The sequence below is a fragment of the Rhodohalobacter sulfatireducens genome (assembly GCF_022012475.1).
In the GTDB taxonomy this organism is placed as follows: Bacteria; Bacteroidota; Rhodothermia; order Balneolales; family Balneolaceae; genus Rhodohalobacter; species Rhodohalobacter sulfatireducens.
This window is the reverse complement of the sequence record NZ_JAKLWS010000005.1, coordinates 75,513-99,762: the sequence shown is the minus strand read 5'-3', so window position 1 is coordinate 99,762 and position 24,250 is coordinate 75,513. Positions and strand designations below refer to the sequence as shown.

At 41.6% G+C, this 24,250-nt stretch carries 20 protein-coding genes; 14 read left to right on the top strand and 6 right to left on the bottom strand.

All coding sequences use genetic code 11. The annotated features are described in order from the left end of the window. Positions 1-71: 71 nt before the first annotated feature. From ftsE to L6773_RS05910, 4 genes are all read right to left on the bottom strand, one after another. Complete coding sequence (gene ftsE / locus L6773_RS05925) at positions 72-746, bottom strand: cell division ATP-binding protein FtsE (RefSeq protein ID WP_237852943.1); 675 nt, start codon at positions 744-746, stop codon at positions 72-74. Beyond that, positions 743-1,519, bottom strand: a complete 777-nt coding sequence (locus L6773_RS05920) for a class I SAM-dependent DNA methyltransferase (RefSeq protein WP_237852942.1) — start codon at positions 1,517-1,519, stop codon at positions 743-745. Before L6773_RS05920 ends, ftsE begins: the two co-directional genes overlap by 4 nt. Beyond that, entirely contained in the window at positions 1,520-2,518 is a 999-nt protein-coding gene (gene pdxA / locus L6773_RS05915) for a 4-hydroxythreonine-4-phosphate dehydrogenase PdxA (RefSeq protein ID WP_237852941.1), read from the bottom strand. It lies immediately after the preceding gene. A gap of 171 nt (positions 2,519-2,689) precedes the next feature. Next, on the bottom strand, positions 2,690-4,123 hold the full coding sequence (locus L6773_RS05910) for a GWxTD domain-containing protein (RefSeq protein WP_237852940.1): 1,434 nt from the start codon (positions 4,121-4,123) through the stop codon (positions 2,690-2,692). Positions 4,124-4,251: 128 nt separating this feature from the next. On the opposite strand from L6773_RS05910, the gene L6773_RS05905 reads away from it, so the two are divergent. The 4 genes from L6773_RS05905 to L6773_RS05890 all read left to right on the top strand — a co-directional run bounded on the left by L6773_RS05905 (position 4,252) and on the right by L6773_RS05890 (position 10,226). Next, positions 4,252-5,862, top strand: a complete 1,611-nt coding sequence (locus L6773_RS05905) for an acyl-CoA carboxylase subunit beta (RefSeq protein WP_237852939.1) — start codon at positions 4,252-4,254, stop codon at positions 5,860-5,862. 212 nt (positions 5,863-6,074) lie between these two features. Beyond that, the gene (locus L6773_RS05900; protein WP_237852938.1) at positions 6,075-7,400 is read left to right on the top strand and encodes an amidohydrolase family protein; all 1,326 of its coding nucleotides are present in this window, start codon (positions 6,075-6,077) and stop codon (positions 7,398-7,400) included. Further along, on the top strand, positions 7,390-8,904 hold the full coding sequence (locus tag L6773_RS05895; RefSeq protein WP_237852937.1) for an amidohydrolase family protein: 1,515 nt from the start codon (positions 7,390-7,392) through the stop codon (positions 8,902-8,904). Before L6773_RS05900 ends, L6773_RS05895 begins: the two co-directional genes overlap by 11 nt. A gap of 8 nt (positions 8,905-8,912) precedes the next feature. Beyond that, positions 8,913-10,226: an amidohydrolase family protein gene (locus L6773_RS05890; protein ID WP_237852936.1), complete on the top strand. Its 1,314-nt coding sequence runs from the start codon at positions 8,913-8,915 to the stop codon at positions 10,224-10,226. 464 nt (positions 10,227-10,690) lie between these two features. Here L6773_RS05890 and L6773_RS05885 read toward each other — a convergent pair whose 3' ends face one another. Beyond that, positions 10,691-11,941, bottom strand: a complete 1,251-nt coding sequence (locus tag L6773_RS05885) for a DUF819 family protein (RefSeq protein WP_237852935.1) — start codon at positions 11,939-11,941, stop codon at positions 10,691-10,693. A 309-nt stretch (positions 11,942-12,250) separates the two neighbouring features. Between L6773_RS05885 and L6773_RS05880 the strand changes: the two genes are divergently transcribed. The 8 genes from L6773_RS05880 (at position 12,251) to coaE (ending at position 21,775) form a co-directional block, all read left to right on the top strand. Then, positions 12,251-13,618 carry an acyclic terpene utilization AtuA family protein gene (locus tag L6773_RS05880; RefSeq protein ID WP_237852934.1) on the top strand — a complete coding sequence of 456 codons (1,368 nt, stop codon included), beginning with the start codon at positions 12,251-12,253 and terminating at the stop codon, positions 13,616-13,618. A gap of 132 nt (positions 13,619-13,750) precedes the next feature. Further along, positions 13,751-14,779, top strand: coding sequence for an NAD(P)/FAD-dependent oxidoreductase (locus tag L6773_RS05875; protein ID WP_237852933.1), 1,029 nt, complete (start codon positions 13,751-13,753; stop codon positions 14,777-14,779). 69 nt (positions 14,780-14,848) lie between these two features. Next, the gene (locus L6773_RS05870) at positions 14,849-16,651 is read left to right on the top strand and encodes an ABC transporter ATP-binding protein (protein WP_237852932.1); all 1,803 of its coding nucleotides are present in this window, start codon (positions 14,849-14,851) and stop codon (positions 16,649-16,651) included. A 65-nt stretch (positions 16,652-16,716) separates the two neighbouring features. Beyond that, positions 16,717-17,940, top strand: coding sequence for a ribonuclease Z (gene rnz / locus L6773_RS05865; protein WP_237852931.1), 1,224 nt, complete (start codon positions 16,717-16,719; stop codon positions 17,938-17,940). A gap of 13 nt (positions 17,941-17,953) precedes the next feature. Continuing rightward, entirely contained in the window at positions 17,954-19,741 is a 1,788-nt protein-coding gene (locus tag L6773_RS05860; RefSeq protein ID WP_237852930.1) for an ABC transporter ATP-binding protein, read from the top strand. 30 nt (positions 19,742-19,771) lie between these two features. After that, the gene (locus L6773_RS05855; RefSeq protein WP_237852929.1) at positions 19,772-20,023 is read left to right on the top strand and encodes a DUF883 C-terminal domain-containing protein; all 252 of its coding nucleotides are present in this window, start codon (positions 19,772-19,774) and stop codon (positions 20,021-20,023) included. Between the two features lie 6 nt (positions 20,024-20,029). Next, a protein-coding gene (gene prfB / locus L6773_RS05850; protein ID WP_237852928.1) for a peptide chain release factor 2 occupies positions 20,030-21,155 on the top strand; the annotation gives its coding sequence in 2 pieces (ribosomal slippage) (positions 20,030-20,098 and positions 20,100-21,155; 1,125 coding nt in all). Then, a complete protein-coding gene (gene coaE / locus L6773_RS05845) occupies positions 21,152-21,775 on the top strand; it encodes a dephospho-CoA kinase (protein ID WP_237852927.1) in 624 nt (207 codons plus the stop codon). Before prfB ends, coaE begins: the two co-directional genes overlap by 4 nt. On the opposite strand, the gene L6773_RS05840 is transcribed toward coaE, so the two are convergent. Then, complete coding sequence (locus L6773_RS05840; RefSeq protein ID WP_237852926.1) at positions 21,772-22,245, bottom strand: DUF192 domain-containing protein; 474 nt, start codon at positions 22,243-22,245, stop codon at positions 21,772-21,774. The genes coaE and L6773_RS05840 overlap by 4 nt on opposite strands. A 217-nt stretch (positions 22,246-22,462) precedes the next feature. On the opposite strand from L6773_RS05840, the gene rimP reads away from it, so the two are divergent. Together rimP and nusA are read left to right on the top strand one after the other, a co-directional pair. Next, positions 22,463-22,921 carry a ribosome maturation factor RimP gene (rimP, locus tag L6773_RS05835; protein ID WP_237852925.1) on the top strand — a complete coding sequence of 153 codons (459 nt, stop codon included), beginning with the start codon at positions 22,463-22,465 and terminating at the stop codon, positions 22,919-22,921. Positions 22,922-22,947: 26 nt separating this feature from the next. After that, a complete protein-coding gene (nusA, locus tag L6773_RS05830) occupies positions 22,948-24,207 on the top strand; it encodes a transcription termination factor NusA (protein WP_237852924.1) in 1,260 nt (419 codons plus the stop codon). Positions 24,208-24,250 lie beyond the last annotated feature (43 nt).

Here is a 24,250-nt window from a genome sequence, read left to right as displayed (position 1 = left end):
AATGAGTTATTTTAATATTCGAACCAACAAAAAAGTGAACCATTATAAATTTTGCAAGATAAAAAGCAGTTTTACAGTACTTTGATATCCTGCAAACTGCCATTTTCAATCTGAACGGTACGATTTGGGAATTTTCGAATCACCTCATAATCATGTGTCACCATCAACACACTCATCCCACGGTTGTTTATTTGATGAAGTAGTTCCATGATGGACGCACTGGCCTCGGGATCCAGATTTCCGGTCGGTTCGTCTGCTAAGAGAAGTCTCGGTTCGTTTGCCAATGCTCTTGCAATAACAACACGCTGCTTTTCTCCACCGGAGAGATCATCAGGCATCGCTTTCCTTTTGTGGCTCAATCCCACTAAGCCCAAAACTTCAATTACCCGCTGTTTGATGAATCGTTTTTTTTGGCCGGTTACCCGAAGAGCAAATGCTACATTATCAAATACGTTTCGGTCGGGTAATAATTGAAAATCCTGGAAAACAACCCCGAGTCTGCGCCTGAGATATGGAATTTTCTTATCAGCCAGATTCGAAAGATCGAAATCAGCCACTTTAACCAATCCTTTTGTCGGGTTTACATCTTTATAAATCAGCTTGAGAAACGAGCTTTTTCCGGCACCAGTTCTGCCAATCACGTAGCAAAACTCCCCCACGTCAAGCGAAAAGTTAATGCTATCTAATACCGGTGTCCCGTTATAAGCCACCGACACATCCGTCATCTGTATTACTTCGTTGCTCATTTCAGCACCATTGTAACTCTTAAACTTTTTTTGTGAGCTGGTTTTAGTTCAAAACCATCATAAGCCTGGACAACTTCAAAATCAGTTTTTTTTATGATTGACTGAATATCATCGAGAGTATAAATCTTTTGCTGATGCTGCTCTTCAAATTTTTCAATGATATCTCCGTTGGTTTCATCCAGTTTTTCGATATGGAAACGGTTGGTGTGAATACGTTCCTTGGCGTTAAACGAACTTTCCCGGTGATATCGATATTCACCATCAATCGTTTTTGACTCATTATTTAGGAAGCGAATGGCTTTGCGCGAATTTCGCGGAGTGGTAAAATCGTAAACAAAGATTCCTCCGGGATTCAATATGTTCTTCACTTCTTTATGAAGTTGTATGATATCTTCTTTGGTGTGGAGGTAATTGAGACTGTCGAACACCATATAGATCACGTCAAAGGATCTCTCAAAGGAAAGATTCAGAAAATTCATGGTCTGAAAATTGATCTCGGAATTGGCCTTGGCTGCTTTCTGCCTGGCAATGCGGATCATGTCGGGTGAGCCATCAGTTGCAGAAATTTCATAACAATCGAGTTCTTCGAGTGAAAGTGCAATCGTACCGGTTCCACAGGCCAGTTCAAGAATAGAGCGGGCGGTTGGTTGATGCATCAGGATAATCTCGTCGATGTAATCAGCCCAGGTTTCGTAGTCCACATCCGCCATAACGATATCATAAATATCGGCAAGGACGGAATAGGTTGGTTTTTCTTTTAATGTAAGCGTCATTTATGATTTTCGAATTCGATTTTGTGCCATCATTGCAGCCATTTGGTACGCTGACTGAAACGAATGCATATCGGCAATATTTTTGCCGGCAATGTCAAAAGCCGTTCCATGATCGGGTGAAGTGCGTATAATCGGTAAACCTGCTGTAAAATTAACACCCTCGCCAAATGTAAGTGTTTTGAAAGGTATTAATCCCTGGTCGTGATACATAGCAAATGTTGCGTCAAAATGTTCGTGCATTCCATTTCCAAAATATCCATCGGCTGCATAAGGGCCCACAACATTGAGGCCCTCGGAAGATAATTCATCAAGGGCGGGGCGGATAATATCAATCTCCTCTTTTCCAATCACACCACCATCTCCGGCATGAGGATTCAACCCCAAGACAGCAATTTTGGGTTCATAGATGCCAAAATCTACTTTCAAACTTTTTTGAAGGATTCTCAGGTTACGCTGAATAATACCCTTTGTAATCGATCTGGAAACATCTTTTAATGGAATGTGGATCGTTGCCAATGCCACACGCAGAATTTCGCTGGCTAAAACCATCACTACTTCTTCAGTTTTGGTTTTTTCAGCAAGAAATTCAGTATGCCCGGGGATATTGTATCCCGCTAAATTGATCGACTCTTTTGAGATTGGGGCGGTTACCAGCGCATCTGCCTGTTTATTCATACAAAGCTCAATCCCCTTTTCAACTGCTTTCATGGCCATTTTTCCGGCTAGATTTGAGATTTCACCGGGATTAATCTCAAAATTTGAACTCTCATTCAGATCCAACAGGTAAACATTTCCATTTTCGAGTGAATCCTTTTCTGAAAATCTTCTGATTGGCAAATGTATATCACAGATTTCAGAGTAATATTCCACAACTTTACCACTCCCGACCAGTACAGGAATTGAATTTGAGAGGTCATATTGCTTTAAAAATTTCAGAATAACCTCCGGACCAATTCCATTGGGGTCTCCCATACTTATGGCAATTACCGGTTTTTTCATGGCCGAATAATAGAAAGATCAACGGTCAGGAAAAAATATTTTGCCGATAGCTGAGAATGAGACATTGTATTTTTTCAAATCATCAAGACATGTCTTCGTATAAAATAACTTCAGTTCAGATTTTAAGATATGAATGGTATTAAAAATCCAATGTCTGATAAGTGTTCTAATCTACGACTGCTGCTCTGAAATCAGTTTAAAATCTCCAAATCCGGTTGTTGCTTCAAAAATGAGTGTTTTATCCGGGTACTCCCAAATTTCGCGGGTTGGGGCATTGGTAGGCATTCGCCGGTCGACTTGATCCGGGGGACCGTATAATATGTAAGCTCTTCCCTGATCGGTATTATAACCCGGAACCTGCAGTGACGAGAACTCCTCATATGCATGATCGATCCGATTATAATATTCGGTCATCAACTCATTAAATTCAGTATCCGGGGTAGGATCTCGTTGTGCCCAGAACTCCCTGAATTTTCTTTCACGTGCCGAGTTGGAACCTGAATTTAGTTCCCGAAGCTGTTCATCATTTACAATAAAACGAAGCATATCAATGGCAACATCCAGGTTGTAAAGGCTAACCGGCATATCCAACCACTGAGACCGAATTCTCTTTTCACCAATCACCTCATCCGAGTTATTATTCTCAAGTGCAAGTTTATAAATAGAGTTTTCGAAATCTCTGTTTGGAATCTGAACATATGCGTAACTGCTGCCCTCACCGGAAATCTCAGCCCGAAAACCTATTTCTCCATTTTCATTTCTAAAATTAACATTATTGAGTTGTATGATATTTTCTGAAGAAATTTCTACAGAATGCCGGAGTTCTTCTGAATCTGCATTAGCACCTCCGGTTAATCGATATAGGTTCAAACTTAGCTGATTCGGTTCAGCGTCAGAGGGGATTTGAATCAAAACGCTGTAATCTTCTCCATAAAGAATATTATCCCCATAATTCAAAAAAGTGGCAGAAAACGAAGATTGGCCGCTTTGAAATGATTTTAACAAGATGAAATCCGGATCTTCAGTACCGTCAACTCCATTCACAGTTAGATTTCTTCTGGGGTTTGGCCTGTCTTGTCTTGAGGACCTGTTTCCCTGAGCAACCGGTAATTCCGGGCGAGGAATTTGCAGTTCATAATGATATTGACCGGTACTCAAGGGAGTGCTCATCATACCCTGGAAGTAATCAGTTCTCGATTGGGTTTTTTCGTAAGAATCAACCCAAAGAGTATCTTGCCAGTTATCTCTGAGTACAGATATGGGTATCTGTGACGAATTCCTTGATTTTGAAGCTGGTCCTTCAAAAATCTCAAGTCCAATTTGGATGTCAGCATAGTACTCAGCATCAGAAGTTGGTTTTTCCGTATTTATGCCAGCTTTCATAAATGGCACAGAGTCGTAGTCTATGCGGAACAGAAAGGCAAATTGAGAAGTACTGTCACTAACCGGAAAGGAAACATGATCGAAATAGGAATGTGGCCTATCCGTTCGCATCAATAATGCTTGATAAGCGGTGTTTCGTCGCTGATCTTGACGTTGTTGTCCGTAAAGGCTTGATGTTAGCAGGCAAAGAAGCAGGACCAGGGTAGATATTTGTTTTATCATTTTAAATAGTTTTGTGTAATGATATACTTCATTTATAACGCATTCAGCAGTTTTTATTTTACCACATTGGAACGTGTTTTGCACAATCGGTATAATCAACTCATAAAAGTAATCTAATATCAAGCATAATGAAAGAAGATTGGTTCCCGGAGCTTATCAATACATTAGAAAAAGAGAAAGAAAAAATTGAGAAAGGAGGTGGCCCTGAACGCATTGAGAAAGAGCATAAAAAGGGAAAAATGACGGCAAGAGAGCGCATCAACTTATTGCTGGATGATATTTCTCAGTTCGATGAACTCGGTATTTGGGCCGCTTATGAGATGTATGAAGAGGAGGGAGGTTGTCCCTCGGCAGGAGTTGTGACAGGAATTGGATCGGTGAGCGGAAGGAAATGTATGATTGTTGCGAACGATGCAACAGTAAAGGCCGGTGCCTGGTTTCCTATGACCGCCAAGAAGAATTTGAGAGCCCAGGAGATTGCCCTCGAAAATCATCTGCCAATTATCTACCTGGTGGATTCTGCCGGAGTTTATCTGCCCATGCAGGATGAGATTTTCCCGGACAAAGAGCATTTCGGACGAATTTTTAGAAATAATGCTCAGCTGAGTGCGAAAGGAATTCCACAAATTGCAGCAATAATGGGGAGTTGTGTGGCAGGTGGCGCTTACCTGCCAATTATGAGTGATGAAGCATTGATTGTGGATGGAACGGGTAGTGTATTCCTGGCCGGCAGTTACCTTGTAAAAGCAGCCATTGGTGAAGATGTCGAGAATGAAACACTTGGGGGTGCTACAACCCACACAGAAATCAGTGGTGTGACAGATTATAAAATGGAAGATGACTCGGAATGCATTCTTACAATTCGTGATTTGATAAGTAAGCTTGGACCGTATGAAAACGCTGATTTTAATAGAAAAGATGCTGTTCAACCTGAATTTAAAATGGAAGATGCATTGTCTGGTTTTCCGCAAGACAGAAGCAAGCCGTATGATATAATACCGATCATCAAGTCGGTGGTAGATGCGAACAGTTTCACGGAGTTTAAGAAAGGATATGGTCAAACACTCATCACCGGCTATGCACGAATTGATGGCTGGAGTGTGGGAATTGTGGCAAATCAAAGAAAAATCGTGAAGAGTAAAACCGGAGAGATGCAGATAGGTGGAGTTATATACTCCGATAGTGCTGACAAAGCCGCCCGTTTTGTAATGAACTGCAATCAGAAAAAGATCCCAATACTTTTTTTGCAGGATGTAACAGGTTTTATGATTGGCAAACGAAGTGAGCACGGCGGAATCATCAAAGACGGGGCAAAAATGGTCAATGCCGTTGCAAATTCCACCGTGCCTAAGATTACAGTAATAATCGGGAACAGTTACGGTGCCGGAAATTATGCAATGTGCGGCAAAGCTTATGATCCACGATTTATCTACGCATGGCCCACAGCTCAAATTGCCGTGATGGGCGGAACCCAAGCGGCCAAAGTGTTGACCCAAATAAAGATCTCATCACTTGAAAAGAGGGGAGAGGAGATTACGGATGATGAAAAAGCCGAAATTCTTAAAGAAATTAAAGATCGCTATGATAAACAGACGGATTTTAAGTACGCCGCAGCCCGGCTTTGGGTCGATGATATCATCACACCTCAAGAGACTCGTAAGAAAATTTCAAATGCGATTGAATACGCCAATCACAACCCTGATATCCCTGAATTTAAGACCGGAGTGATTCAGGTATAGGATAAGAGAGACATAGTATTTTTTCTTGCCAGTCAGGAATTTGTTGCTGTTTTCGTATATAGTTATAGCAACATACTTTTAGCTAGTACTAAAAAATACCATGTCTTAAAGAATAGTTCGTGGCTCTATTTACAAATTTTTTACGTTTTTTCCTTGAACCTGTACAAATCTTTTCATAATTCGTGCCAAACTTAAAACCGAAACATGTTTCTATGAAAATGATCTACTACTTGTCGGTGGCACTCGTTATAAGTTGCTTATCGCTGCCGGAATCAATTTTTGCCCAAAGCCCACCAGCTTACGCTTTGGAAAATGTAACAATTCATAAAAGTGACGGATCGGTTATTGATTCGGGCACAATTATTTGGCGTGATGGAATCATTGAATCTGTCGGTTCAGATATTGAAATACCATTTGATGCCTATTCCGTCATCGATGGTGGAGATTCACTCCACGTTTACCCGGGATTTATTGACGGACTCGGAACCTGGGGAAGCCCGGAGCCGCCGGAACGCCCTGAGCAACCTGATGATCCCGGCAATCCGGGGTACGATCGTGCAGGAATTCAACCCGACCGATCTGCGGGAGATCACCTGGACGCCTCGGGGAATACTTTCACAGATGTAATGAAAACAGGTATCACTTCGGCAAACCTTGGTCTGAAAGGATTTATGCTAGCTGGCCAGCCGGATCTATATTTTTTAAATGGCGAGGGTACTCCGGATCATCTGTTAAAAGAATCAACCGGCTATCAATTTGCATTGGAGGGAGCTGCCGGAGGGTGGTTAAGCCGAGCGTACCCTTCGACAACTATGGGGGTAATGGCCCAGTTTCGTCAGCTCATGTACGATGCAACAGCTCTGCAAGATCACATCCAATATTTTGCAGACGCTGACGGAACTATTCAACCTCCTAAAAGAGATGGGGTTTTAGAATCTCTTTTTCCTTTAATAAATGGCGATGCTCATCTTTACGCCAGTGTAGATTCACCTGAAGGTTTTGAGCGAGTTATGATTCTGAATAATGAGTTCGGCCTGAATGTAATCATTATATCTGGTAAATCGGTGCATTACAAAGCGGATGAACTTGGTGAGATGGGGATTCCGGTATTGGCTTCCATTGAACTCCCCGAAAAACCCGACTGGATGAAGGAGGATGAAGACAGCGATACCAATGAACCTGGATCTGAGGAAGAGGAGCGATACAGAGAACGCCAGGCTGAAGCATATAAAGCTGCGGCTGAAAATATTCGAACTCTGCTCGACGAAGAGGTAAGCGTTGGATTTGCAAGTGCAGGGCTCGATGCAGATAAATTGCATGAACATCTTCGCGCATTGAAAGAGGAGGGAGGCCTTAGTGAAGATGAAATTCTTCAGCTTCTAACCGTAAATACCGCAGAAATTCTGGAGATCAGTGAAACACTTGGTCAGTTGGATATAGGCTTTAATGCAAGTTTTGCAGTATTTAATTCACCGTTTTTGGAAGAGGAATCAGCTGTGAAAATGGTCATCTCAAATGGAGAGGTTCATGAATTTTAAACAGAATATTTTATCGGATACAATGTTTGAACGAAAATCTATTTATTGGAACAGATTGAAAACAGTAATCGGACTGTTCAGTTTCATGGTTGTTTTTGTGAGCGGCCAATTTGATAAGGCTGCTGCTCAGGAAACAGATTCGGTTCTGATTGAAAACGGAACGGTGATTACCATTACCGGAGAAAATCTTGAAAACACGGATGTTTTGATTCAAGATGGAATCATCACAGAAATTGGTGATAACATAGATGCGCCGCGGGGAGTCAACCGAATTGATGCAAGCGGCAAATATGTGATGCCCGGAATCATCGATGCGCACTCTCATCTGAATGGTGTAAATATCAATGAAGCAACGGCTCCGGCAACTCCACAAGTAACCATGAAGGAATCGATCGATCCAAACGAAGTAAGGATCTATGCTGCATTGGCCGGTGGAGTGACCACCATCAACTTGATGCATGGATCAGCTAACGTTATTGGAGGACGAAATGCAACGCTGAAATTGCGGTATGGACAAGATCAAAAGGGATTGATGTTTGAAGATGCACCTCAAACCATAAAATTCGCACTTGGTGAGAATCCGATGCGTGTGCACGGTGAGGGTTCCGGAATTCATCCAAGTACCCGAATGGGAGTTGAAATGGTGATTCGGGAGTATTTTGATGCTGCCATCGACTATCGAAGAAACCGGACTGAATACCTCGCCGCTAAAGAAGAATATGACCGAACAGGCGAAGGAGTTCCCCCCATACCTGTTGCAAAAAATCTGAGGCTTGAGGTTCTAGCCGATATAATTGAGGGTGATATTTTGGTTCACTGCCACTCTTACAGGTCCGATGAAATCCTGATGCTCGCGCGTGTATTCGAGGATTATGGTGTGGAGAATTATACGTTCCAACACGCTAACGAAGCCTTTAAGGTAGCGCCCGAACTTGCCGAATATGGCGCTCATGCATCCGTTTTTTCCGATTGGTGGGCATACAAATTTGAAGTCTATTACAGCACAGCTTACAACGCATCTATTTTGAATGAAAATGGCGTGGTGACGAGTATAAATTCCGACTCTGATGAATTGATTCGACACCTGAATCACGAAGCTGCAAAGACCATTCGATATGGCAATAGTTCAGAAAGTGATGCATTAAAAATGATTACAATTAATCCGGCTATTCAGCTCGGAATTGATGAGCATGTCGGCTCTATTGAAGAAGGAAAACATGGTGATATCTCCATATGGAGTGGCCATCCATTAAGCATTTACAGTGTTAATGAAATGACTCTTATTGATGGAAAAGTGTATTTCGATCGTGAAAATGACGCCGATGATATGAGGTTAGATCGTGCTATCAATGCCACTGAAGATTACGAGGATACACGATCCGTGGAGATACATAACTCAGATGGAAGAGATACAGATGCCTGCATGCAAGATCTGTTTATGCTTTTTGATTCGCAGGAAAACCGGCAGGCACTTCAACAGGAATTCCACAATCATACTAAATAACCAGTTCAATGAAAAAAGCAGTTCTAGTAACGATTACATTTTTATGCATGGGCGTTCAAATATTATTCGCCCAGATCACAGAAAAACCTGAATTTGGAAAATTTGCCATCACGAATGCCACAATTCACACCGTAACTAACGGCACAATTGAAGGGGGCATAGTTTTGATTGAGGATCACACCATTACCATGGTAGGCGAAAACGTTAAGATCCCAACTGATTATCAAGTGATTGATGCATCCGGTAAGCATGTTTATCCGGGTTTTTTTGATGCCAACACCCGCCTTGGACTTGAAGAAGTTGGATCCATTGACCTTACACAGGATTTTAACGAAGTAGGTGATTTTAATCCACATATGATGGCATTTACTGCTGTGAACCCCAATTCAGTAGCCATTCCAGTTACACGTGTCAATGGCATCACGAATGTTGTTTCAATTCCATCGTCTGGTGGGATTGCAGGGAAAGCAGCATTGCTTGATCTCTGGGGTTATACGCCAGATGATATGGCGATGGAGCGATCAGCGGGACTTCATATCGAATGGCCGTCAGCGCTTAAAGGCGGTTTTTGGGATGACAGATCCGATGAAGAGGTTCAAAAAGAGTACGAAGAGGAACTAAAAGAACTAAACGAATTTTGGAAAGAAGCAGTGTTCTATAATGAAATGTGGCGACAATATGACCTCGATCCGGAAGGCCGGAAGCAACCTGATAAAAACATTAAAATGGAAGCGATGCGGGAAGTTGTGAATGGTGAGGTTCCGGTAATTATTTCCGTGAATCATGAAAAAAACATCAAAAATGCGCTTGAATGGACAAACGATAAAGAGGAGATTCATTTCATATTTACAGGTGTAAATGAAGGATGGAGGGTAGCCGAAGAGTTGGCTGAGGCCGAAATACCGGTTGTTACTACAAGCCTGTACAATATTACCCGCGATTATGATAATTACCAGCGGCCTTATCAAAATGCCGGTTTAATGGCAGAAGCCGGAGTGAAAGTGATGATCTCTACCGGTGAGGGCGTCGAGAACGTAAGAAATGTTGGATTTCATGCCGGATATGCTGCAACGTATGGAATGGGTAAAGAAGAAGCGCTGAAAGCAGTGACAATTCATCCGGCTGAAGCTTTTGGTGTGGCAGATGAGCTTGGAAGTATTGAAGAGGGCAAAAAAGCCAACCTGTTTATTGCTGACGGTGATCCGTTTGAAGCACTGACAAAGATCGAACATGTATTCATTAATGGCTACAAAATCCCAATGACCAGCCGCCACGATCAACTCTTTGAGCAGTTTTTAGATCGGGATGCGGTGAATCGGTAATTCGTATTAGACATGGTATTTTTTCTTGCCAGCAGAAAGTTTAATCTTGAACGTGAGTCTGGAAATTAAAAGGAGTTCTGAACCAGAAAGAAAAATACCATGTCTTTTACTTGCCTTATCGATGAATATTTGAGCACTGAATCCGTTTTGTTATAATTTTAAAAGCTTTCAAACAAAATGATCGGTCATGACAACTGAAGAAAGGAAAGAGAAATTACTGAATAAAATCCATCAGATTCCATTTAATAGATAAGCAGTTCAAACTTTTCTATAGAGCTGAATCGAACAGAATAATAGTTCTTCGATTTTGGGATTTACGTCAGGACTCTGAATTATTGAATATCTAAATCAATGTATTCGAGACATGGTATTTTTTCTTATTAGCACAGCATTTCTTTTTGATTTTAATGCACAACTGAAAAAGGTCTTTAGAAGGGCAAGAAAAATACCATGTCTTTTTCTGCTCAACTCACCGACTGCATCAATAATGCACAAAAGTACGCAGCATATGTACCCAAAGCATATCCTAAGACAGCAAGCAGAACTCCAACTGGAGCGAGAGCCGGATGAAACGCAGAAGCCACAATGGGTGCCGAAGCGGCTCCACCAATGTTTGCCTGGCTGCCAACGGCAGTGAAGAAGAAGGGGGCTTTGATAAGTTTTCCAACGGAGAGAAGAAGGATTATATGAATAAGAATCCAAACAGCACCAATCACGAAAAATCCGGGGGCATCAAGCATGGATGAGATATCCATCTTCATGCCGATGGTCATCACCAAAATGTAGATAAAAATACTCCCAATTTTTGAGGCTCCGGCCCCTTCCAATTCCCGAACTTTTGTAAAAGAGGCAATCAGCCCACCCGTGGTGGCAACGACAATGATCCAGAAGAAAGCTGAATCGAGGCTAAACTGCCTGAGAAGCGGGGCATTTTCCCTTATCCAGGGAGCTATGATATCACCGGCAAGATGTCCCAATGCAGTAATAACAAACGCAATCGCTCCCAATTTTACCAGGTCTAAAAAGGTAGGTACTCTCGCAATACTTGCCCTGTACTCTTCAATACTGTTTTTTAACTCGGTGATGGCAGTAGAATCTGCTTTGAACCAACTGTCTACCCGGTCAGACATTCCAGCGCCGTAGAGTAAAAAAGCCATCCATATATTCGCAACGATGATATCGACGGTAACCATGGCACCGAAGAGTTCATCACTGGGATCGAAAATTTCGTACATGGCCGCCTGGTTCGCTCCACCGCCAATCCAGCTTCCTGCAACAGTTGAAAGGCCCCGCCAAACGGCTTCGGGGCCGGCACCGCCAACTACTTCGGGATTAAAAAAACCAACAATAATAATGGCCAGCGGACCACCAATTAAAATTCCTACAGTACCCGTTACAAACATAATGATTGCTTTCGGCCCCAAATTTAAAATCCCTTTGAAATCGATACTCAAAGTCAGGAGAACCAAACATGCCGGCAACAGATACCGGGAAGCAACAAAGTAAAGATTCGATTCGGCTTCATTTACTATTCCAAAAGTGGTTAATAACGACGGAATGAAATAGCAGAGAAGCAGTGCGGGAACAAATGTGTAAAATTTTTGCCAGAATGGATGGTCGCTGTGAGAAGTGATAAAAATAATGGCAAGAATAGCCATCAAGATTCCAAATATAACAGCATCGTTTGTAATCAGCGCAGCAACTGGAAATAGCATTGTAGATAATCATTATTTTAAATTAATCAGCTGGCTGAAAATCATTATAAATCAGGTAAAATTCACCTTATAATTCAGTTACTGTTTGTGGGTTGTTGTTAGTTGTCAGTTGAATTGAAAAAAAAATGTGAATAAACCCCAGCTGGCGCAAGTCTTCAGACTTGTGACCTTCGATAAAGGGCACTAGAGAGTCAACTATGCTTAAGCTTCGTTGACCAAGGACGCTTGCTCCAGCACAATATTCGATCAACACAGAACATCAAAACACAAACCACAAACAACGAACCACACACAACAAACAAATTGAGTATGAAAGAAAAGATCAAAATTGCATCAGGACAGGGCTTTTGGGGCGATTTACCGAATGCACCAATCCACCAGGTTAAAAGAGGAGAGATTGATTACCTGGTGATGGATTACCTTGCGGAAGTAACGATGTCTATCATGCAAAAGCAGCGGATGAGAAATGAGAAATATGGCTATGCCCGAGATTTTGTAGATGTGATTGAAGCAACACTTCAGGAGATAAAACATGAAGGGGTCAAGGTCATCTCCAACGCGGGCGGCGTGAATCCAAATGCGTGCAAAGATGCTATTCTGGAAGTTGCTGAAAAGGTCGGGCTCAGTGGCTTAAAGATTGCAGTTGTGGATGGAGACGATATTCTTCCTAACCTGGATAATTTGATTGAAGCTGGTCATCAGCTAAAGAACATGGAGACAGGAAAGTTAATCAAAACTATCAAGGAAGACCTTCTCAGTGCAAATGTTTATTTTGGGTGTCGCCCGATTGTAGAAGCTCTGAAAGAGGGGGCGGATATTGTAGTTACGGGGCGTGTTACGGATACCGGTTTAACACTGGCTCCAATGGTGTATGAATTCGATTGGGATCTTAAAAATAATGATCTGATGGCAGCAGGAACGGTTGCCGGACATATCATTGAATGTGGAGCACAAGTAAGTGGTGGAAATTTTACAGATTGGGAAACAGTGGATGATCTGGTAAATATCGGATTTCCGATCATTGAGGCAAGGCCGGATGGGTCGTTTTTTGTAACCAAGCACGCAGGAACCGGTGGGCTTATCTCAGAAATGACAGTAAAAGAACAGCTATTATATGAAATTGGTGATCCAAAAGAGTATATCACACCAGATTGTATAGCAGATTTCACCAGCATACAGATTAAACAAGATGGTAAAGATCGAGTAAAGGTTTGGGGGATTAAAGGACGTCCTGAAACACCAACATATAAAATTTCGGCAAGTTATACGGATGGATATAAACTTTCATCTACGTTGGTATACAGTTGGCCGGATGCTCTCAAGAAAGCTCAAAAAGCTGGTGAGATTCTTCTAAAACGTGCTGAAAATCTCGATTTAAAATTCAGAGCTACAAATGTTGATTTTATAGGTGTGAATGCATGCAGTGAGGATGTGTCTGAGTTTAATAAAGATCAATCTGATTTGAATGAGGTTCAGTTGCGAATATCTGTTCATGGAGATTCTAAAGAAGATTTGGATCGGTTTGGAAAAGAGATCGCCCCGTTAATATTAACGGGGCCAAGCGGTGTAACTGGCTTTGCAGGCGGACGGCCAAAAGCAAGTGAAGTTGTTGCCTACTGGCCGGCACTTCTATCAAAAGAGGCTGTCGAGCCTCAAGTAAAATTATACGAGGTATAGACTTTAAACAGCTGGAAAGATTTTAGAAAAGATATATGAATCAAAAAAGATAAGAAGTAGAGTGAATCATTCATTAACTTCCGCACCACAGTATTAAATCTAATTTCATCCAAAAAGAATTTAGCATAAAGTATGGTTATTGGAATTATCGGAGCGGGACTTTCCGGTTTGACGGCCGGCCGAATTTTAGCAAAAGCGGGGCACGAAGTAACAATTTTTGAAAAAAGCAGGGGATATGGTGGCAGAATGGCAACTCGATATGCCGGCAAAAATCTGGCATCAAAAGTGGATCATGGACTCTCATACTTTGGCGTAAAATCCAATGAATTTCGGGAATTCACGGCTGAGCTATTAGATAAGGGATTGATTCAAACATGGGGAGATAATTTCGCAGCCTACGATGGGGAAAAAATTCTCGATTCAGCTCCAAATCAATCCACTGAGGCACTTTATACCTCTACAGTGGGAATGAATCAAATTGGAAAATATCTGAGCCGGTGGGTCGATATCCGTACGAATACGAAAGTGGGGGGTCTAACCTACTTTGGAACGAATCGATCCAAAAAAAGATCATGGATGATGAATCTCACATCCAGTGATACCTTTGAAGCTGATGCCGTGATTATTGCACTTCCCGCACCACAGGCATATGGAATAATCTCATCAACGATCGATGAAACCAATACACTGAAGATTGTTCGTCAGATTGACGAGGTTTCTTACCAGCCCTCATTTTCCTTGATGGCGGGATACGGAGATGAAGAAGTACCGGAGTGGGAAGGGCTGATTTGCAGAAATAGTTCGCTTGAATTTATTTCCAATGAAAAATTAAAACGAGATACCCAGGAAACATCATTTGTTCTTCATTCAACCGCTGATTTTGCAAGAGAACATCGAACCAGTGATGAGGAAATAGTCACTAAAAAAATGTTGGGAGAATTTGCAAAAATTTCCGGAGGATGGGCTTCCAACCCTAAGTGGCAGCAGTTACATTTCTGGCGATACAGCCGTGCTCAAAAAGTAATCAACAGACCCTATTTGGAGCTGGAAGATGAAGATGCACCCCTTGCTCTTATTGGTGATTACCTGGGTGGTAATACAGTTGATGATGGCTACCGTTCAGGATATTTGTTGGCGAATGACTGGGCCAATAAATTCTGAATGAAATTACAAACAGGTTCGTTTTCCAAATATGAAAAAAAGCGAAAGGACTTGTAAACAACCCCTGATTTGGATTCTTTCAAAAAACTTAACCGTTATTTAAAAAAATATAAGTGGATTCTCCTTCTTGGAGCACTTTTTCTAACCGGATCCAATTTTTTTCTTATCTGGATTCCGGTGCTGATCCGTCGAACGATGGATCGTATTGAACAGCTGGGAGCTGAACGTGCTGGCGAGTTTGATTCAATGATGAACATACTCTTTTCGAGCGAAGCTGGAGAAATTCTTGCCTATAATTCTTTACTGCTGGTTGGAACCGTACTTTTGTATGGGATTCTTCTTTTCGCAACACGCCAAACTTTGATTGTAAGTTCACGAAAAATTGAGTTTGATATTCGTAATCGTGTGATGGACAAACTTCTGGTGCTTCCTCAGCGATATTTTGCAGCGAACTCATCAGGAGAAATTTATACACGGTCTACCGAAGATGTAGCACGTGTTCGTGAATATTTTGGCCCCGTATTGATGTATACCATCAATACATTTACACGTGCCGGTTTTATCATTGGTATGATGATCATTGTAAATCCCACACTCACTTTTTGGGCGTTGCTTCCACTACCTTTTTTATCTGCCTTTGCCTATTGGGTGAGCGGTTACATCAATAAATACCAGGTAATCATCCAGGAACAGTACTCCAGGATTGCGGGTAAGGCAAATGAAGCTTTCAGCAGTATCCGTCTGATTAAAGCGTACAATCGGCAGGCATATGAACAGCAAAAGTTTGAAAAAGAGAGTGATGATTACCGAGTAAAAAAGCTTCGCCTCGACTTAGTTGAATCACTTTTTCATCCAACTCTTAATCTTTTGATTGGCCTTTCCGTTGTAATTGTAGTTTGGAAAGGTGGAATGATGGTGATTGACGATGCCATAACAATAGGAAATATCGCTGAATTTGTTATTTATGTAGCTTATTTAACCTGGCCGGTAGCTGCTTTAGGGTATACGGTGAATACATTGCAAAAATCACTGGCATCCTGGGAACGTATCAACAATCTGCTCTCAGAACCGATTGAAATTCGTGATAAAGAAGGATCGTTTGCAAAACCACTTTCTGAGATAAAAGGAGAAATTGAGTTCCGGAATGTTAGTTTTAAATATCCGGGTTCAGATGAATACGCTATAAAAGATCTGAATATGAAAATTACCGCCGGTAGTAACGTTGCTATCGTAGGCAGAACCGGAGCTGGTAAGACAACACTAGTAAATTTAATTCCGCGGTTATTTGATCCAACAGAGGGCGAAATTCGAATTGATGGGGTCAATATTAAAGAATGGAGATTGCGGAATCTCAGAAAAGTGATTGGTTATGTTCCGCAGGAAACTTTCTTATTTTCAACAACGGTTAAAGAAAATATTGCATTTGGTGCTGAAGATGCATCAATGAAACAGATTGAAGAAGCGGCTGACAGTGCACAGGTGTTGCAGAATATTTTGGATTTTGAGAAAAAATTTGAGACACTTGTGGGAGAAAGGGGAATTACTCTTTCAGGCGGACAAAAACAAAGGACAGCAATCGCCCGGGCAATTATAAAAAAACCCGGTATCGTAATTTTTGATGATTCGCTCAGCGCCGTTGATACAAAAACAGAAGATGCCATATTGGAGCATCTTAGGGTGGAACTTGCACACGTTACTACGGTTATGATATCGCACAGAATTTCTACAGTTAAAAACGCCGATACAATTTTTTATATTCAAAATGGTTCAATTATAGAATCCGGTACTCATGATGAATTAATAGAAGTAGAAGGACGTTACTCAGACATGTACCGTAAACAACTACTTGAACAAGAATTGGCTCAAATATAAAACACAAAAACGGGGACCTTTTGTTTGAACGGCAAAAGCCCACAAAAACATACGGGAGATAAACAATGATTATTGTACCCTTAGGTGTTGCCTCTGCAACGCCAACTGCAACCAGACACTTACCATCCGTTGCACTTTGGAGAGAAGGAGATGTACACCTTTTCGATTGTGGTGAAAACGCTCAAATGAGGATGTTACAGGCCGGGCTCAAACGGTCCAAGATCGAAAACATCTTCATCACCCACTTCGATGTAGATCACTTCTCAGGAATTATAGGACTTCTTTCCACTCTGCAACTACAACGACGAGATAAATCTCTGAAAATCATTGGTCCTAAAGGGGTCAAAGAGTATGTTGAGTGGAACCTGAACTTTGCAAATGTAGATCTCAATTTCGAAATCAGTTTTGTTGAAGTAGAAGAAGGTTTTGAAGAGGAGCGGGTCGTAGATGAAGATGAATATTATGTAGAAGCACGGCCTCTGAATCATTCTACATTCTGTATTGGGTATCGTTTCCAGGAAAAAGACAAACCCGGGAAAGTAGATGCCGAGAAGGCCGAAGCTATGGGCATCACCGAAGACGCTCAGTATAAGGCATTGAAAGCCGGTGAAGATGTAGAGCTGGAAGACGGCACTATTGTCAAATCGTACGATATTGTGGGGCATCCGCGACCCGGAGACAGCTTTGCTTACGTTACTGATACAAAATATTGCCCCAACGCTGTGAAGCTTGCCATGAATACAAATATCTTGTATCACGAGGCAACATTCAGTGAATCATTGGCTGACAAAGCTGTGGAAACCGGGCATTCAACGTCAGCAGATGCCGCACGGGTTGCCAATGAGGCACAAACCAAATTATTGGTAATTGGTCACTTTTCAGCCCGGTATACAAACCCATTTGTATTGTTACGAGAAGCGAGGGACAAATTCTTTCCGGCATGGCTGGCCACCGAATTGCGCCCCATATTTACAAATCCTTCGCAAGAGAAAGGCATCGTACAGCAAAAAGTCTATATAAAAGAGGCAAACGACAAGTCAGGTGGTGGTGGAGGAAAAAGCAAGAAACGAAGCCGCAAATCTGATAGTAGCAAAAAGCGTTTTAGAAAGCGTAAGAGTTCATCTTCCGATAGAAAAAAACGAAGTCGAAGCAGTAGTTCCTCAAGCGAACGTAAACGCAGACGGCCTGAACGAAGCCGAAAAAACGACAATAACGACAACCAGGGTTCATCTCGGCCACCTAAACATATTACGCCGCGAACACCTTTCGACAATTTTGACCGTTTCTAATTAGAACTGTGTTTTGAAATCTAAACGTGAAACTGAAGCCGTCGATTCTGAATTGATTCGGCGGCTTTACTATTTTTTCAAACCTTATCGCTGGTGGGCACTGTTTGCCATATTTCTCACACTTTCAGCGTCTTACCTGGGAACAATACGGCCAAAACTGACCCAGATAGCCGTTGACGACCATATTGCAATTGGTGATGTAGATGGGCTCCTCTGGATAATCACACTTCTTGTACTCGCCTTGGTTGGTGAGTTTGTGGTACTCATCATCAATACTTATGTAACGAGATGGTTTGGACAGGGAGTTCTCTTCAGAATTCGGAATGCTGTTTTTGAAAAAATCCAATCTCTGCACGTTCAATTTTTCGACAAAAACCCCATCGGCCGATTAATCACAAGAACCACAAGTGATATTGAAGCCCTGAGTGAACTTTTGTCTGATGGAATTGTAAACATGATCGGAGATCTCTTCAGGATCTTTTTCATTCTCTACTTTATGCTCAGTATGAGTTGGGAGTTGACCGTTGTCTCGGTACTTGTCCTGCCCATGCTTTTTTACGCAACTTTCTGGTTCAAGGGAAAAGTTCGCATCGCCTATCTCGAAGTTCGAGACCAGATTGCCCGGCTGAACTCTTTTGTACAAGAGCATATTAATGGAATGTCGGTAGTTCAGCTCTTCAATCGCGAGAAGAAAGAAAAGGAGAAGTTTGTTGATATCAATGCCGATCACCGTAAAGCTCATATAAAAACCATTTTCTATTTTTCAATTTTCTGGCCGCTGGTTGAGGTATTTGCAAGCCTTGCCATGGCATTGGTTGTTTGGTATGGCGGGGGCCGGGCACTTATGGGAGATGTAACATTTGGGGTGCTACTTGCATTTATCCAGTATGTACGTCAGTTTTTCAATCCAATTCGGGGGCTTTCCGAAAAATACAATACACTTCAGTCGGCATTGGCTTCATCCGAACGAATATTCAATGTGTTGGATACACCCAAGAAAGTACTTGAAAGTTCTGAAGGAAAATCTCTGAAGAATCCAAAAGGGAAGATCGAATTCCAAAATGTATCCTTCCGGTATAATGCCGATGAAGAATTGATTATTAATGATGTATCCTTTGATGTAGAACCGGGTGAACTGCTTGCAGTTGTTGGAGCTACCGGTGCCGGAAAGACTACGCTTATAAATCTTTTGTTGCGATTTTATGATATCCAGGAAGGTAAAATATTGCTCGATGGAACAAATATTAAAGATGTATCTTTAAAGAATTTACGATCTCAATTTGCTCTCGTGTTACAGGATAACGCTCTCTTTTCAGGTACTGTTCTTGAGAATATTACACTCGGCCACGAAGAGATTACGCGAGAACAGGTTATTGAAGCTGCAAAAGAGGTAGAAGCGCATCAATTTATAAAAAAATTACCCGGAACTTACGATTTTGTACTTCAGGAACGTGGAGCATCGTTATCTATGGGACAGAGACAGTTAATTTGTTTTGTAAGGGCTATGGTTTATGATCCAAAAATTTTAATTTTAGATGAGGCAACTTCGAGTGTTGATTCTGAAACGGAAGAACTTGTTTCCCTCGCCTGTAAAAAAATGATGCAGGGCCGAACGTCCATAGTTATTGCGCACCGGTTGTCGACCATTCAGGGTGCAGACAAAATTCTGGTGATGCACAAAGGTCAGATCAGGGAATGCGGAAATCACCGTGAATTGATACAAAAGGAAGGTGGAATTTATCGAAAATTATACGAGTTACAGTACAGAGACCAGGCTATTAATTCAAAATCAATTGCTTGAACGCACTAATTAAATAATAAGGAGGAAAACATGGCTGATTTAAAAGCAAAAGAAGAGGAGTTGAAAGAAACTCTTGAGAAAGAAAGAAAAGAATTGAAGGATACTTACGCAGAAATTCGAAAAAAATTGAAATCTGAAGGTGACCGGCTCCAGGGAGAGCTCCAAAAAGAGTACTCTCATGCCCGCGAATATGTAGAAAAAAATCCTGAAACGGGTGTTGGAGTTGCATTAGCCGGAGGGTTACTCTTAGGTTTTGCCATTGCGAAACTGTTTAACAGATAAAGATTGATGAGTCAGATACAATTTGACAAAGTCAAAGAACTCTTTGAGCGCCTTGATGCGCTCAGGGGGTATCTTTGACTATGAGAAACGCAACGTTCGAATCATAGAATTACAAGAGCGAACTCAGGATCCCAGCTTTTGGGATGATCCTGAAAAAGCCCAGCAGGTGATGCGTGATCTGGATTTTGAAAAACAGATCGTTGGAAAATGGGATGAGCTCGATGAGTTACGGGATAGTATCCGGGTTTATAAGCAATTCCTGGATGAAGGTGAAGATGTAACGGACGAAATTGAAGAAGAGGTTTCCCGCTTTCGGGAGAAGCTGAAGGATTTAGAGTTGCAAAATATGCTCAGCGATCAGGACGATCACCGGGACGCTATTATTACTTTTAATCCAGGTGCCGGTGGAACTGAAAGCCAGGATTGGGGAGTCATGCTCTATAGGATGTACAGTCGTTGGGCAGAGAAAAAAGGTTTCGATGTATCAGTGATTGAATACCAGGATGGTGATGTAGCCGGTTTGAAAAGTGCCACGATTGAAGTGAAGGGCTCTAATGCCTACGGGTTTTTGAAATCTGAGAGCGGCGTTCATCGATTGGTTCGAATCTCGCCATTTGACAGTAATTCTCGACGGCACACCTCATTTTGTTCGGTATTTGTCTCACCCATCGTGGATGATACAATCGAAATAAATCTGAATGATTCTGATATTGAACTTCAGCGATTTCATGCCAGTGGGGCTGGTGGACAGAATGTAAATAAGGTTGAAACAGGCGTTCGCCTGATCTGGACAGGTAATTTATCTGATGGTAGTGAGGAACGAGTTGTGGCTGAATGCCAGCAGGAGCGTTCACAAATGCAAAATCGGGAAAAAGCGATGACGATGTTAAAATCCAAAGTGTACGAGTTGGAGAAAAACATCAAAGAAAGAGAAAAGCAGAAGCTTGAGGATTCTAAGAGTAGCAACGAGTGGGGTTCACAGATCCGGTCGTATGTTTTCCATCCATATAACATGGTGAAAGACCACAGGACGAATCACGAAACCGGAGATGTTCAGGGCGTGATGGATGGAGATCTGGATGAATTCATGAAAGCATACCTGCTCATGAATACGGCAACTGTTTCAACATGATTACCGTCGGCGTTACGGGAGGCATAGGCTCGGGAAAAACCACAGTTTGTAAAGAGTGGGAAAAACTGGGTGCCAACGTGGTCTATGCCGACGATCTCGCCAAAGAGTTGATGGTTACAGACGACCGGCTCAGAGAATCTTTAATCGAGGCCTTTGGCGAGGACACATATCATCCGGATGGCCGTTTAAATCGTCCCCATTTAATACATCAAGCTTTTGAAGAGGGTAGAGTTGAAGAGTTAAACCAGCTTGTACATCCAGCGGTAGCCCGAAAGTTTGTCGAGATTAGCAATGAAGCCAAACAAGCCGGTGAAGAGATGGTTGTAGAGGAAGCTGCACTACTCCTGAACAATGGCAGGCCTGAAAATTTGGACCTGGTTGTAATCGTCAGAAGTGATCGAGAGGATCGCCTGGAACGTGTTTCCAAAAGAGATTCTGTGTCAAAGAAAAAAGTGATGGACAGGGATGAGAATCAACCCGACTTTAATAAACTCACCCATCTTGCAGATTATACGATTGAGAATAATGGTACACTCGAAGATTTGAGGAAAAAATCTATCCAACTGTATCACAAAATTATTCAAGAGTATGGAGGGGAGAAAAACTCTGGAGTATTTTAAAAATCTACACCCTCAATAGCGATTTTCATGCCTTCTCGAATGTCGTGTTCAAGTGTATATCCCGCATTTACTTCAACCACGAAACGAGCCGGAACTTCAGATTGAATACTTTCTTGTGAATATGGTTGAGTATTTCTGTGAATTCGAACAATCTCCAATTCGGAGTTCACAAACATAATATCGAGAGGGAGGGGCGTATTTGCCATCCAGAAACTTCTTGGTTGATTATTTGTGAAAATGAAGAGCATTCCGGAATCTGAAGGTAATTCTGTAACGTTCATTAAACCTTCGCTTCGGGATTGATTGTCATCGGCAACAGCAACTTCTATCGATGAAATCGTATCGGCTTCATTTTTTACAAAAGAAACTTCTGCTATGAATTCTAATTCTCGTCCATTTTCATCAACCTGATTTTCAGATTGGTGGTTGTTGCCACCACAAGATGAGATAAATAAAAAAGTAAAAACCATTAGGTTTATATAGAGAAATAAGGAATATCTTTTCATCAAATAAATAAAAGTTAAAGTATTTTACAGTGTAGCAAGCAGAGTACAATCGTAATGTTTCTACCAACTATTAGCGAACCAGTTAAGTTGTAATTTTCTACATTTTAGGTTATTTTTCAAGTCTGCGAAGTGAGCACCGAAAGGTTCTCACTTTTTTTTGTACTTATATGTAGTGATACGGATGCAAAACGAGTCAATAAAAAAAATTAAAGAAATAGCGTATCCCATTGTAGATCAAGGGGATACATTTCTTGTTGATGTGGAGATTAAGCATCATAAAGTGCCAGAAGTTTGGGTACTGGTTGATTCTGAAAGCAACAATGTATCGTTAGATACATATTCGGCATTAAGCAAAAAAATTGGAGATGTACTGGACAGGGAAGATATTTTTCCCAATCAGTACAGGCTTAATGTATCGTCTCCCGGATTGTCCAGGCCATTGTCTGACAAACGCCAATATGCAAAAAACAAAGGGCGTACAGCAAAGGTTAAGTTCAGGGAAGATGATCAATATTACAAGCTGGAAGGCGTTATTGAGCAGGTAGATGAGGATAAGATCTCATTAAAAACGAATGAGAATGGCGTGAAGGATATCTCATTCGATAGTATTGTGGAAACAAAGATTGTACCCAAAATTTAGTTGTTAACTTTTAAAGTAATTATCTGATGCAAGACGATATTTCGAAGCTCATTATTCAGTCTTTTGCTGAAATTGCAAAAGACAAAGGAATTGATAAAGATCTGCTGCTGTCTATTCTTGAAGATGTTTTCAGGACTATGATCCGAAAGAAATATGAGTCAGATGATGCTTTTGAAGTGATTCTTAATGCAGACAGAGGAGAAATTCAGATTTTGCACATTCGCGAGGTTGTACCCGCAGATGAGCTCACAGATGAAGTTACGGAGATTGCACTGGAGGAGGCTCAAAAGCATGACCCTGATCTTGAACTTTACGATGAGTACGCACAGGAAATTTCAATCCAGGATTTTGGGCGCAGAGCTGTAACGATGGCTCGGCAGCAGTTGGCTCAGAGAATTCGTGAGATTGAAAAAGATAATATATTTGAGGATTATTCCGACCGAGTTGGCGAGATAGTTCTCGGTGATGTTTACCAGGTTCGAAATAATAAAGATATACTGGTGAATCATAACGGTGTAGAATTGCTGCTTCCCAAAAATGAGCAGATTTATAAGGATCGATTCCGAAAAGGGGATACGATACGGGCCGTAGTGGTAGAAGTAAAACGCTACAGCGGAAATCCAACCGTTATTATATCAAGAACATCGCCACTTTTCCTTGAAAGATTATTTGAAAACGAGATTCCTGAAGTATTTGATGGAATCATTGAATTGAAAAGGATTGCGCGTGAGCCGGGTGACCGCTCAAAGGTTGCCGTGATCTCCCATGATGAGCGTGTGGATCCTGTTGGCGCTTGCGTTGGAATGAAGGGAATCCGAATACACGCTGTAGTTCGAGAGCTTCAAAATGAAAATATCGATGTCATTAATTACAGTGATGATAAGATCGAATTCATTAAACGTGCACTCCAGCCTGCTAAAGTTTTAAAAGTTGAACTAAATGAAGATGGTTCCCGGGCCAGTGTTTTAGTTCCCGCAGATGAGGTTTCTAAAGCAATTGGGAAAGGGGGAGTGAACATACGTCTGGCATCTAAACTTGTAGATGCAGAAATTGATGTATTCCGCGAAGTTGAAGAGGAAGACGACATTGACATTGCTGAATTTGAAATTGATTTTGGTGCCGAAACAATTGATATCCTAAGAGAGATTGGCTGCGACAGTGCTCGTGCCGTTCTTGAGTTGGATGAAGATGAGTTGGTTCGAAGAACCGACGGCAGAATCACAGAAGAGGAAGCTGAGAGAATCATCGATATCATAGCATATGAATTTGAGGACGAAGAAGATTGATCGTACCTTTAGATTCTAAAAGATTTTTCACTTTTTATAGATA